Source organism: Sporosarcina sp. FSL K6-3457 (assembly GCF_038007285.1).
Classification (GTDB): domain Bacteria; phylum Bacillota; class Bacilli; order Bacillales_A; family Planococcaceae; genus Sporosarcina.
Genome location: NZ_JBBOWX010000002.1, coordinates 61,144 through 74,823 on the forward strand (window position 1 = coordinate 61,144; position 13,680 = coordinate 74,823).

At 33.7% G+C, this 13,680-nt stretch carries 9 protein-coding genes; all 9 read left to right on the forward strand.

The window, feature by feature from the left end:
* The first annotated feature begins 9 nt into the window (after positions 1 to 9).
* The 9 genes from galU to N1I80_RS22375 all read left to right on the forward strand — a co-directional run bounded on the left by galU (position 10) and on the right by N1I80_RS22375 (position 13,661).
* Positions 10 to 900, forward strand: a complete 891-nt coding sequence (gene galU / locus N1I80_RS22335) for a UTP--glucose-1-phosphate uridylyltransferase GalU (protein ID WP_340740180.1) — start codon at positions 10 to 12, stop codon at positions 898 to 900.
* Positions 897 to 2,198 carry a UDP-glucose dehydrogenase family protein gene (locus tag N1I80_RS22340; protein ID WP_340740181.1) on the forward strand — a complete coding sequence of 434 codons (1,302 nt, stop codon included), beginning with the start codon at positions 897 to 899 and terminating at the stop codon, positions 2,196 to 2,198. The genes galU and N1I80_RS22340 overlap by 4 nt, the downstream gene beginning before the upstream one ends.
* The gene (locus N1I80_RS22345) at positions 2,179 to 5,067 is read left to right on the forward strand and encodes a 6-hydroxymethylpterin diphosphokinase MptE-like protein (protein WP_340740182.1); all 2,889 of its coding nucleotides are present in this window, start codon (positions 2,179 to 2,181) and stop codon (positions 5,065 to 5,067) included. Before N1I80_RS22340 ends, N1I80_RS22345 begins: the two co-directional genes overlap by 20 nt.
* Before the next feature lie 194 nt (positions 5,068 to 5,261).
* Positions 5,262 to 6,017, forward strand: a complete 756-nt coding sequence (locus tag N1I80_RS22350; protein ID WP_340740183.1) for a 3-deoxy-manno-octulosonate cytidylyltransferase — start codon at positions 5,262 to 5,264, stop codon at positions 6,015 to 6,017.
* Positions 6,010 to 7,605: an aldolase catalytic domain-containing protein gene (locus N1I80_RS22355; protein ID WP_340740184.1), complete on the forward strand. Its 1,596-nt coding sequence runs from the start codon at positions 6,010 to 6,012 to the stop codon at positions 7,603 to 7,605. Before N1I80_RS22350 ends, N1I80_RS22355 begins: the two co-directional genes overlap by 8 nt.
* 51 nt (positions 7,606 to 7,656) lie before the next feature.
* On the forward strand, positions 7,657 to 8,349 hold the full coding sequence (locus tag N1I80_RS22360; RefSeq protein WP_340740185.1) for an inositol monophosphatase family protein: 693 nt from the start codon (positions 7,657 to 7,659) through the stop codon (positions 8,347 to 8,349).
* 158 nt (positions 8,350 to 8,507) lie between these two features.
* Complete coding sequence (locus N1I80_RS22365) at positions 8,508 to 9,356, forward strand: DapH/DapD/GlmU-related protein (RefSeq protein WP_340740186.1); 849 nt, start codon at positions 8,508 to 8,510, stop codon at positions 9,354 to 9,356.
* A 900-nt stretch (positions 9,357 to 10,256) separates the two neighbouring features.
* Positions 10,257 to 12,440: a tetratricopeptide repeat protein gene (locus N1I80_RS22370; protein WP_340740187.1), complete on the forward strand. Its 2,184-nt coding sequence runs from the start codon at positions 10,257 to 10,259 to the stop codon at positions 12,438 to 12,440.
* 180 nt (positions 12,441 to 12,620) lie between these two features.
* Entirely contained in the window at positions 12,621 to 13,661 is a 1,041-nt protein-coding gene (locus tag N1I80_RS22375) for a glycosyltransferase domain-containing protein (protein WP_340740188.1), read from the forward strand.
* Positions 13,662 to 13,680: the final 19 nt, after the last annotated feature.

Here is a 13,680-nt window from a genome sequence, read left to right on the forward strand (position 1 = left end):
TTGAGCAGGTTGAAAAAAATAACAAAAGCAGTCATACCGGCAGCTGGGCTAGGCACTCGGTTTCTCCCTGCCACAAAAGCGCAACCGAAAGAAATGTTACCAATTGTGGATAAACCGACCATTCAATATATCGTAGAAGAAGCAGTGGCATCAGGCATCGAAGATATCATCATTATTAGCGGCCGCAGTAAACGATCCATAGAAGATCATTTTGATAAGTCATATGAACTTGAAAATAGTTTGGCCGAAAAAGAGCAATGGGATATGTTGCAGGAAATTCAAGATATTTCATCACTAGCAAATATCCACTATATCCGTCAAAAAGAACCCAAGGGCTTGGGCGATGCGATTTACTGTGCTAAAAGTTTTATCGGGAATGAACCGTTTGCGGTATTACTTGGCGATATCGTTTTACAGTCGGAGCAACCTGTACTGTCCCAGTTGATGGATGTATACGAAGAAAATCAGATATCCGTAATAGGTGTCCAAAACGTGCCAAAAGAAGAAGTAAAAAACTATGGGATAATCGATCCAGTGACTCCACAAGATTCAACAGGTGTGATTGAAGTAAAAAGTTTTGTTGAAAAACCAACTGTCGAAGAAGCACCATCTACATTGGCAATTATGGGTCGCTATATTTTAACACCTGGGATTTTTGAGGCGCTTGAACGCACATCACTAGGCGCAGGAGGAGAAATCCAACTAACAGATGCAATAGAGCTATTGAAGGACAAAGAGAGAATTTTAGCTTGTGCTGTCAAAGGTGCTGTTCATGATATTGGCAGTAAGGTTGGTTTTGTAAAAGCGACAATCGATTTCGCGCTTGAACGGGAAGAATTGCGAGCGGATGTTCTTAACTACATGGAATTGTTAATACAGAAAGCGAGGAAAACGGTGTGAAGGTAGCGGTCATTGGAACTGGATATGTAGGGCTCGTTACTGGAACGCTACTTGCAGAAATTGGTCATGATGTCACTTGTATTGATATTGATGAAATGAAAATCGAACTGCTTAAAACGGGTATACCCACTATTTATGAGCCTGGGTTGGAACAGCTTTTGAAAAATAATTTAGAAAAACAAAAACTATCGTTTACAACAAATCATGCAACAGCTTTTCAAAATGTAGAACTAGTATTTATGGCTGTCGGGACACCGCAAGGAGAAAATGGCCAAGCGAATTTATCTTATATTGAACAAGCGGCAAAGGATATTGCCCAAACGATTGATCATGATGTAACGGTCGTTATCAAAAGCACAGTCCCACCGGGCACGAATGATTATGTGGAGCAACAGATTCTTAAAAATCTGATACATCCTGTAAAGATCCATGTCGTTTCCAATCCGGAGTTTTTACGGGAAGGTCATGCAATCGAAGACGCATTTCATGGTGATCGAATTGTCATCGGTAGCGAGCAGCGTGAAGCAGGTGACCTTGTTGAATCACTATTTGCTCCATTGCAAATACCGATTGTTCGAACGGATCGTCGCAGTGCAGAAATGATTAAATATGCTGCGAATGCGTTCCTTGCAGTTAAAATCAGCTATATGAATGAAATTGCTAATCTTTGTGATGCAATAGGGGCGGATGTCACGGCTGTTGCAGATGGAATGGGGATGGACAAGCGGATTGGACGTGCGTTTTTAAATGCGGGAATCGGCTACGGTGGCTCATGCTTTCCAAAAGATACCGAAGCTGTTGTGCATCTTGCCAAGCAACAAGCAATGCAGTTAAGCATTGTCGAATCGGCGATAAAGACAAATAAAGCGCAGAGGCATAGATTTGTTGAGAAAGTCTTACGTCATTTTGATGGCAATCTCACAAATAAAAAGATCGCTATACTTGGACTCGCATTCAAACCGAATACAGACGATATGCGAGAAGCCCCTTCCGTCACAATCATAGATGAACTACAGAAAAATGGTGCAATCATCCATGTATTCGATCCGATTGTCACAAATGAATATAGTGCCGCATCATTGTATGATTGTGTGACGAAAGCGGACGCAGTATTACTCGTAACCGAGTGGCAAGACTTTTTACACGCTGACTGGACAGAAATCGGCAAGCTTGTTAAAGGAAAAGTTATTTTTGACGGCCGTAACGCTTTAGAAGCAGATAAATTGCAACAATTGGGCTGGACGTATATTGGTGTGGGAAGAGAAAGGAAGCGGGTATATGGTTTCCAGGAAAGTTGAGAAAATCGTCAGTAAGAGTGGATTACCAGTGCTCCAGGTTGAGCATGAAGGAAAACCAATGTTTATTCATAGCAAATACGATCCTGTAAAAGAAGCAGAGCAAATTTTGAGTAAATATGAAGGGCAAATTGATCAGTTCAATCACATCTTGTTTTACGGTGTTGGTTTGGGCTATCATGTGAAATCATTTATAGAGCGTTATCCAGATAAAATTGTATCAACATATGAGCCAATTGTGGAAGTTTCTGAGGCATGTACTGCTGTAATGACAGATACAAAACTCCCGATTTCTAAGTTGAAATATGCTTTTGTGGAAAATGAATCGGAAGATATGGAGCGCCATCTATATACCCTTTCGAATCATTTGTCACAAAACGTTTTATTAATTGTTCTTCCAGCGTATCAGGGTTTCCTAAAAGAAGATATACTACGTTTTATTGGGAAGTTTAAAGAAATTGTTGAAGAAAAGAAAATAACATTGCATACAAATCATTTTTTCTCAAAAAGATGGACCATTAATTCACTTATGAATCTACCATCGACATTTGAGAATCCGAATTTTCTTTTGCAACACAAAGACACTTTCCGTGATAAACCTGTTATTCTTGCAGCGGCTGGTCCTTCGTTAAACGAAGAAATGGATAATTTACGAGAAATCAAAGAACGAGGAACAGCCTATATTTTTGCGGTCGGTTCAGCCAATAAAGCACTTATTGCTCAGGGAATACATCCCGACGCAGTGTTTACATATGACCCACAAGCGCATAACTACACCGTGTTCCAACCGATTATTGACGAAGAGATTCAAACGATTCCACTGATTTATGGAACGAGTGTGGGTTTTGAAACGATTGAGCATTACCCAGGTTCGAAATTTTATTTTGTGACATCACAAGATACAATTACCCAACCGTTCCATGAAACAGGCCTTCCAGTCGTCAAAGATGCCTATTCTATTGCGATTGTAACACTGGAACTACTGTATCATTTACAAGTGAAAAAAATCATTTTAGTCGGTCAAAACTTTGCATTTAAGAACGATTTGTTCTACTCAAAAGAAATCGCAAGATATGATAAAGAGTTAAAAATGCTTTCAGACGCCAGTGTGCAAAAGGATGATTTGAAATATTCATTTACTGTTCCTGATGTCCACGGCGATGAAATTTTAACCAATAAAGGCTTCAATAATATGAGAGTACTTATGGAGAAATATATTGTTCAAAATCCACAAATTCCTGTCGTTAACACAACGAGAGGTGGAGCAGCGATAGAGGGCACATCGTATAGACCCCTTACTCAACTGATGGAGCAAGAGCTGACAGAATCAATTGTAACAAAAGGTTGGTATGAGCAAGGGCAGTCACTACCAATATCGATGCAGACTATAAAAGAACTGAAAAGGTTGCAACAAGATACAACTACTTATATTAAGCAGAACGAAGCTTTATTTGAACATTTTTCAGATATTGAGAAATCCATCGACAGATTAAATGGAAATCAGATTCACAAACGTCTGGAAAAATTAGACGAATTGATGCGCAAACTGACAGCAAACACACTCTATGAGAGTATTATCTATCCAATTACCCGAAACCTCTTTGAACGTTTAGGAAATGAAGTAGAAGTTATGCGGGATCTGGATCCGACAAAAGAAAAACTGGTAAGCATCGTTAATCTGTTCGCACAGTACTTGCATAGCTGCCGTGAAGTCTACAAGGAAGTAGCGCCAATCATTCAGACAGTCGTCCTCCCAGCTTTTTTAAAGGGACTAGACAAGAAAGAACTGATTGCGACGAGCGGAGTGTTTCAATATGAAGGTGAATGGGAAAAGCAATTTCCACAAAAAGAACAAATCCCAGCTGATTTAACTGAGGAAGAAAAACATGAATGGTATAAAAGAAAACGATTAGAAGATAAAATTGAGATTTCAGTATCAGGTGTTAGAACAACTGCTAAAAATGCAATTTTCAAATTCCGTTTTAGTGGTACATCACTATCCTTATATGGAACAAACTACTCAAGAGGACTCTTAAAACTAAGAGTTATTATTGACAATAAATTCACTAGTGTCACCTTCAAAGACGATATGGACGAGGAGCTATATGATCCAATTCTGCGTCAACAGCTATTTCAAACTACCAATTTGAAAGAAGGTTTACACACAGCTACTGTCGAGGTGATATCTGACAATCCGGAATTCCTATTCCAAGGTATTGAAATCGATAAAAGTCGCCGAGCTTATCATATTCATGAAGTTACAACTGTCGATGAACTTGAAATCGGGAAACGGATACGCTGTCACTATGAAGCAACGTACAATGCTGTTGGTGAGTTTTCGGGATTAGGTGAGGAAATCGGAGCGTTCTTGCCGGTAGAAGCATCTGCTGAACCAGATGGGGATTTTTATTTTATTATGGTGGATGAGGTTGACGGGGAGAAGAAATTGATTGCTGATCGGAATGTGCAAAATTATATATCATGGAATGAGCTACATTCAAATACGCCAAAAATTCAAATAGGGAATAAATTTATTAAATTACATTTACTTGATGGTGGAGTAGCTTTTAAAGGTAGTGAAAGTAATAGTTTGCTAATTTGGGATGGGAAAATGCGGGGAGCATGGCCAACTAATAATGACTGGGATAAATACTTACTGGAATCAATTGTTTGGAATTGGGAAATGGCGTCATCATGGTGTAGTACAAGGCCGTTGATAGAAACTAGACATGCATTCTCTCCACAAAGAATAGTGAAGGAAGACCACTTTTATCAAGTAGGAAGGGGAGGCTTGGCATTGGAATACTTTACATTCAATGATAGAAGTACTGTGTATGCTAGCTGGGGTTACAGACCTACTTTTATTTATTAGTTGGTAAGGAATAGGAGTGGGTATTTACAATTACATTTGAGGAAAATATGATATAGGGTTGGCTTATGCCTAAAAGATCCAATTTTAAAAACTAAGGTGTACTTATAGTTACTCTTTACTTGCATTTGTTACAGTGGAAAATCAATAGAAAGTCATAAAAAAAGAGGTAGAATTAAAAAAATGGAGGGATTTTAATGAAAATTATCGGTGTAATTCCTGCAAGATATAATTCTTCCAGACTTCCTGGTAAACCTCTAGCAGATATTTGTGGAAAGCCAATGATTTGGTGGGTATATAATCAGGTGAAAAAAGTAAAGGGACTAAATGAAGTATATGTAGCAACGGATGACCAAAGGATTGTTCAAAAATGTATTGAGTTAGATATTAATTACCTAATTACTTCAAACAATCATCCAAATCATATCTATAGAGTACAAGAAGTTTCAGAGATATTACATGCTGACTATTATGTTTGTATTAATGGGGATGAGCCAATTATTGAGCCCGAGGTTATTGATAAAATGGTCTGTTTAGTTAATCAAAAGTCTAAGAATAAGGATAAACAGGTCTTTGGATTAATGAGATATTTGAAAAATCCAGCTGAAACAGTCGATTTTTCAAATATAAAGGTGGTAACTTCCAGTAATGGCGATGCCCTATACATGTCGAGGAGTCCAATTCCATATCCAAAGGGAACATTGTCTTTTAGATATAAGAAATACATTGGGGTTGAGGGATTTAATAAAGAAGCATTGGATTTTTATGTTTCCACCCCGTCTTGTGAATTAGAAACTATCGAGGATATTGACCATTTAAGATTTTTGGAAAATGATATTAAAATTAAATATTCCTTGGTTGAGTCAAATTCCCTTTCAGTGGATACTAAGAAAGATTTAGAAGAGGTTAGACTGATAATAAGTAAGCGTGCAAGGGGGAATCTATATGAATAAAATTAAGATTTTAGATTGTACACTCCGTGACGGTGGCTACATTAACGATTGGAATTTCGGTGAAAGAACAATAAAAAAAATAATCACCAAACTATCCCAATCCAATATCGATATTATTGAATGTGGTTTTATTACAGATGTCAGTTTCAACGAAAATAAAACTTTATTCGACAGTGTGGAAAGAATAAAAAAATATATTGAACCAAAGAATGAAAATGTTAGCTATGTTGGAATGATAGCGCAGCCATATCCTTCTATCAATAATATTGCTAAATATGATGGGAAATCAATTGATGGTATTCGTGTAACTTTTCACGAAGATGAAATTGATGAAGCTTTGATATACGGAAAACAGTTAATGGATAAAGGGTATAAAATTTTTATTCAACCGGTTGGAACAACAAGCTATTCTGATGGAAGTCTTTTAGAATTAATTCGAAAAGTAAATAATTTAAAGCCAGTCGCTTTTTATTTGGTTGATACTCTTGGAATTATGTACAAAAATGACTTATTAAGAATGTTTTATTTGTTAGATAATAACTTGGATGAGTCAATATCCCTTGGATTTCATTCACATAATAACTTACAATTGTCTTTTTCAAATGCACAGGAGTTACTGGCGATACATACAAAAAGGGAAATTATTATTGATTCATCAGTTTTTGGCATGGGGCGAGGAGCTGGGAATTTATGCACGGAATTAATAACTCATTATATAAATGAAAACATTAAGGAAAAATATAATATAGTTCCTTTATTAGAGATTTTTGATGAGTATTTAAGTAATATTTTTTCTAATATTAGATGGGGTTACTCTATGCCGTATTATCTAGCGGCAGTAAATAACTGTCATCCAAACTATTCCACTTATCTAATGAATAAACAAACAATTTCAGTAAAGTCAATAAATACAATTTTAAAACAAATTCTCGAAGAAAAAAAAGATATCTATGATGAAAATTATATAGAAAATCTTTACATTAAGCACCAAGTTCATTTTGTGAGTGATTCTGATAATCTAGAAGTGATAAAAAAGTTAATGGAGAATAAAAAAATACTCATTATTGCTCCTGGTAAATCAATTGAATTACAAAAAGAAAAAATTAGTGACTTTATAAATACTAACAAACCTTTTGTATTCAGCGTTAATTTTATTCCAGAGTCGTACAAGATAGAAGCCGTATTTGTTAGTAATATAAAAAGATTTGATAAATTGTTTGATGATATTAATAGGAAATCAGCTAACGTATCCTTGGTTACAACATCTAATATTACTAATTTAGATGAGTGTCCCACATTAGTTGTCAATTATTCCGATTTACTTATTGATATTCCTATAATTTCAGATAATGCAGGTTTAATGTTGCTTAACCTTTTGAACCGTTTATCAGTAGATAGTGTATATCTAGCAGGTTTTGATGGTTTTCACTTAAATAAATCAGCAAATTATTTTTCGGCTAAAATGATAAATAATGCCCAAACTGAGGAACTTGTAAATAAAAATGAAGCAATATGTACCTATTTGAATGTTATTAATAAAAGAATGAAAGTTCAATTTATAACTAATTCAGTATATAACTTGAAATAAGAATTGTTTTACCCAAGTTCTAATAAAATGAATTATAAGTAGGCGGAAAATATGACAAAAGATGAAGTTCGCATTTTCTTAAGTGGAGTTTGTGATTTAATAATGAACAACCTAAAGAGAGTTGAAGAAACTCGGTATGATATCTCAATTAAGTCGGATGGCACCCCTGTTACTAAATCAGATGTATTTATTGAAGATCTAGTTCGAAATTACGTTAAAAAGGAACTTCAAGATGTAGTATTTATTGGGGAGGAATCTTTTGATTTTACAATAAATAAAACCGATAACTTTATAGTGTTACTAGATCCAATCGATGGTACAGAAAATTTTTGTTCAGGTATGAAAGTGTGGGGGGTATCGTTTGGACTGTGGAAAGGGGAATTATTTCTCGGTAGTTTTTTACTAATGCCAGAATTGGAAATTAGGTTGATGACTGGTGATAAGATAGTCCCTATTAAATCACGTATAACTGGTTTGTCGTCTTCTATTACTAAAGAAGTAATTAATAGTATGAATAAACCTGGAGAGTATCGTATTGTTGGATGTGCAGTTTATAACTTATACAATGTAATTCGAGGAACTTATCGTAGATTTGTCAATCCGGATGGGGCATATGTGTGGGATATATTACCTGGAGTTATGCTTGCATTAGAACATGGTTGTAAAGTGACTATTAATGGGAGAATTTATGATGAGAAATTTCTTGATCCAAGAAATAAATATTGTGTTGATATAATGCGGTAACGTTGGGAAAGTAAAATATACTTATGATGAAATTTGTGAATTGTACAAAAGACTATATTAATATAAAACTCAAGCATATAAAAAGGGCAAACAATTATTATTGAAAAGTCCAGGCTTTGTGAACTTGCATTAATAAAAGATGGTGAGGTGAGTACCGCATGCAAGAAACGAAATTAATTAATATGGTATTACAAAATGGGTCAATCGCAATTTTTGGTACCGGCTCTGGTGCTATTAAAGTTGTTTCGAAGATAATGCCATTAATGGGGAAGGTACTTTATTTTATCGATAACAATAAATCTAAACAGGAATTTTGTGATAAGGATGTATATTCACCTTATGAAATAGATTTTTTCAAATTGGATTTAATTATTATTGCAAGTTCTTATTCAGAAGAAATTATTAGTCAGTTAATAAAAATAAATAATAATGAAAGTCTACAATACTTTTCTCCATATAAAAAAACTAAAACTGCAGATATAAGAATAGGTAAATACACTTATGGAATAAATCCGTCTACTGCCACATATCCAGATCAAATAGAAGAAATAGGTGCATTTTGTTCAATTAATTACACCGCATCGATAGGTTCAAAGAATCATCCTATTAAGTTCGTGAGTACGCATCCTTTCTTGTATAATGCAAATAGAGGTTTTATAGAAAGTGATAACACTGAGTATAGAATGGACAATAAAGTAATTATAGGTAATGATGTATGGATAGGTGCCCATGCTGTCATTTTACCAGGAGTCAGTATTGGGAACGGAGCTATTGTAGGCGCGGGTGCAGTTGTCACGAAAGACGTACCCCCATTTGCAATTGTAGGCGGTGTACCCGCAAAAATTATTCGTTATCGTTTCAAACAAGATATAATCGAGGCAATGCAAGAGATTAAATGGTGGAATTGGACTGATGAAAAAATTAAATCGAATCTAGATTTATTCTATTCACCTGAAGAATTTGTGAAAAAGCATTTAATAATAAAACGAGAAGAATCAAAGAATTAGAAAGTAATATAATGCGCGTGTTGATTAACTAAATTTATACAATGTTGGTGTGGTAACTTACATTGTACAAGAGGGTCTCTTTTTTGTTTTTATTTATGTATTGGTAGAGATTGATTACAGTCACAGGAATGTACTGCACTTGCCGTGTTTATTACCGCCGAATGACAACAAATGTATCAGTGAATGACAAGTAGTTTACCATTTACCACATTAATTAATCGCTCATTGCATGAGAGGCCATGAATACGGGATGTACAATGGTAAGGGAGGACTGCCGATTCTCAAACTCACAACTTTACATCGAGTTACGGGCATGATAACCTTCGGGGGACAAGCCAGCCCATGCCATAATTGATGTCATACTGTAAAAAAACACTCTCACCCCAGCTGGCATACCATCTCAGTACTCTGGTACACTAGCTGGTGTTGCATGGTAAAAAAGATGTCACAAGTGGTAAAATCGTGTGGCTGTAATCAGGGATTAAATAATAAATACGCGTGCAATTTAGGCTTTAATTTTCTGATTGACGTGAATAGTGCATTTTTGGGGTGCTTTCTCACAGGAATTTCTTCTGACGGTGCCAGCTACTGCCACCACACTTGTCCAACGTTTTTGCCAGCCTCCGCCCTAGATCAGATGAAGGAATGTAGGCGCATCAGACGCCAAGAAAAATGGGAGGGGACGTCATCATAAGCAATGCAGAAATCCATAGTGTATCGTATATTTCACAATCGTTATTATCAGCATTATCCATCGATGACCACGTAGTACACCTACATCGGTTTGAAGGTTTACATATCATCAAAGTATGGTTAATTAATGTGATGAAAAATATTTTTTGACACCCTTACAACGACATAAATCGTTGATACATCAATGTTTATAGAGGGAGTAAGTTAATGCATGAAAATGAGATAATGAATAAAATTATTGAAATTGAATCTATCTATCCTGTAAATGAATGGAAAATAAATAATATTGATATTTGGCCAGTTTATAGAATTATGGAATCCTATAGACTAATAAATTCTGAAAATGATAGTAAGGAAGAACAATCGATTCAACTTAATAGGAATCATAAAAGTATCCCTGTTCTATCGGAATCATTAAACAGTAATGATGAGGCAGACTTCTTACTATTTTCAGATTCCTTGTACCGCGTTAATTTATCGTCATACTGGTATAATCGGCTTTCAGATCCTTTTTATGAAGCTATATCAGCGATGGGATATAAAGCAATTAATTTAGACTTTAGCTTTCATAATGCCAATAAAGCACCTGTTATTCAAGATACATTTTCAATACAAAATCAACTTATTAATAGTATGAAACTGCGAATTAGGAAAGATATCGACTTTATATCGCTTCCTTATTTTGATGAGGTAAGAAATAAATTGATTCACTTTAAGGGTTCTAAAGAGCCATTAACACTAATTAATGTAAAATATATAGTTAATGATATGTTGTATTGGATAGATATATTTAAGGAAATTTTAAACAAAAAGAAGGTTAAGTACGTACTAATTGTAAACTATTATCAATCTATTAGTCATGCATTAATTTTTGCTGCTCGTGAATTAGGAATTGCCACAATTGATGTACAGCATGGAAACCAAGTGAGTCCCTATTATCATAATTGGAGTATTGTTCCCGGAGATGGATATAACACATTACCAAACTTTTTTTGGACTTGGTCAGAAAATCATGCCGAACCTATAAGAAACTGGACTTCAAAAACAAGTGGACATGATGTAATAGTTGGAGGAAACCCCTGGATAGAAACTTGGAAAAACAATAAATCAAATATTATTAAGAAATACAGTGAAATTGCATCTCAATATATTAATAGAAATAAAATAAATATTTTAGTAACATTACAACCCAAATATACATTAGGTGGATGGACTGCCAATATTCCTAATGCATTACTTGAAATAATAAAATCTTCTCCAGATAATTATGTTTTTTATATTCGATATCATCATCAAATGTTACATAAATATATTGATGAAAGTAAGGAATGCGAGTTTCAATTAAAGAAACTAATAAGTCAAGGTAAAGTGGAAACCGAATATGCAAGCTCATTACCATTACCATTTTTATTAAAGCAGATTGATCTTCATATAACTCCGTTTTCAACATGTGTATTAGAGGCAAAAGAGTTTAATATTCCTTCAATCACTTTACATCCACGTTCTAAACTTTATTTTCAAAAAGAAATTGAAACTGGTTGGGTAACTGAGGCTGAAACAAACGTTGAAATCATTCAAGCTATTAAAGCGCTAATAAAGTTAAAAAAATTAAAAGTTAATAAAATTAAAACAAATGAAAATGAAGGAATATTTGATATAGCTATTAAAAGTATTATTAGTAATTCAGAAGTTCCCGATTACAGCAATTTTCTATCTAAAAAAGAAACATTATTTAGTATATATTTTATGGATGGAACTTACGAGAAAATAATAAATGAATATAATGAATTAGATTCTTTTAAAGTAACTCTGTATGTTTCGGATGCATATAAAGAGCTGAAAGATGAGAAAAATAAAATTAAATTTACGATTATTGCACTTGAAAAAGCTCTGTCTAACCAAGAAATTCTAGACGTAAATGATATCTACAAGATTATTTATAGAGTGATTAATGAACAATACTTCGAAGTATATTCAGATAATATTATGTCATTATTTAATCAAAGTAAAAGTATATTAGGTAAAGTTTTATGGAAGTTTTATGCAGAGCAACAATATGAAATAATAATTAAACTCTGTAGATATGTAAGAGAACAAACACTCGATAGTCTTTACTATGAAGGTAGGGCATTACTTCAGAAAGAAGATTTTTTTAAAGCTTTGGATAAATTAAATGAATATATTAAATTCTACAACGGAGATAATGACTTTAATATCACTTATACAGATGACTTTTTAATTTCGGCAAATTTTTATTTGGGACAAATTAATTTAAAACTTTCCGACTATGCCCAGGCGTTGGGGAATTTTGAGAATTGTGTTGCCTTTTCTAAAGGGAAGCATCAAAAGGCAAGTGAGTATTTGGAAATAATAAAATCGAAATTACGCTGAAATATCAACAAGGCAATTGATAATAATAATTAAGTAATATTATCTGCTACATTGATGGTAGTTATGCAAAAAATGCTTATTATATTAACAACGTATACCTGAAACGTATTTTTAAACATTAAAATGCCTATGGGATTTACTTGTTAATGATAATAAAATGTCAGTTTGAGGGGAGAATATATGAAAAGAATAGCTGTTTATACAGTAATTATTGATGACTATGATTATTTAAAAAAGATACCGGAAAAAAATAATAATATTGATTATATTTGTTTTACGAATAATCCAAAGTTATCTTCGAATGACTGGATAATTAAATACGTTGATAATTATATGAATTTAGATGCCACTAGATTTGCTAGAAGAATAAAAATAATGTCTCATCAATATTTATGTGAATATGAATATACATTATTTATTGATGGAAATATTCAAATACTGAAAAATCTAGAAGGTTATATTCTAAAATATATCAACTTAGATTTTAAATTAGGAATGATTAAACATCCATGGGGAAATAATTGTTTATATAAAGAGGGCATGGGATGTATTGATTGGGGGAAAGATACATCAGAAAAAATACTTCCACAATTAGAGAAATATAGAGAACTTGGGATTCCAGAGAATTTAGGCATGGTTGAGTCAAATATTATTTTTAGAAACAATAATGATCCAAAAATACAATTTTTAATGGAGGAATGGTGGAAGGAAGTATTAAACCATAGCAAGCGAGATCAAATTAGTTTTAATTATGTCATGTATAAAAATAATCATAAATATGAATTACTGGAAGGCCACTCAAGAGGTGGTAGCGATTTTTTCTTTGCGGTGCCGCATAAAGAGAATAATGAAAAAGAAAATATTTACATGGAATTGATTGATATAATTATGTATCAGTTAGATGACAAAACTCTTTTTAAACGAGAGATTTATATTTTTGGACTTGCTAAAATGGGAAGATTTTTAAATATGTGTCTTCAAGGGAAAGGGTTTAACGTAAGGGGATTTTTAGCTTTTGAAACTCAGGATTATATAACTCAAGATTCTACAGAGATATATTATGAACAAAAAATTATAAATATCAAAAATAGCTTGGTTATTGTTTCTGTTGAAGGGTCTCATCAAGCAGAAATCATTGAAAAGCTAAAAGCAATGGTTGGTTCTGGAGTTGAGGTAATCTCTTGGAGAACTCTTTTATATCCAAATATTAACATAAAATAAACTTGAAGAGGGTTATTGA

Excerpts from the sequence above, each read along its gene's own strand:
- N1I80_RS22375 (WP_340740188.1), top strand. The coding sequence starts at position 12,621 with ATGAAAAGAATAGCTGTTTATACAGTAATTATTGATGACTATGATTAT.
- N1I80_RS22355 (WP_340740184.1), top strand. The coding sequence starts at position 6,010 with ATGAATAAAATTAAGATTTTAGATTGTACACTCCGTGACGGTGGCTAC.
- N1I80_RS22360 (WP_340740185.1), top strand. The coding sequence starts at position 7,657 with ATGACAAAAGATGAAGTTCGCATTTTCTTAAGTGGAGTTTGTGATTTA.
- N1I80_RS22365 (WP_340740186.1), top strand. The coding sequence starts at position 8,508 with ATGCAAGAAACGAAATTAATTAATATGGTATTACAAAATGGGTCAATC.
- N1I80_RS22370 (WP_340740187.1), top strand. The coding sequence starts at position 10,257 with ATGCATGAAAATGAGATAATGAATAAAATTATTGAAATTGAATCTATC.
- N1I80_RS22345 (WP_340740182.1), top strand. The coding sequence starts at position 2,179 with ATGGTTTCCAGGAAAGTTGAGAAAATCGTCAGTAAGAGTGGATTACCA.
- N1I80_RS22350 (WP_340740183.1), top strand. The coding sequence starts at position 5,262 with ATGAAAATTATCGGTGTAATTCCTGCAAGATATAATTCTTCCAGACTT.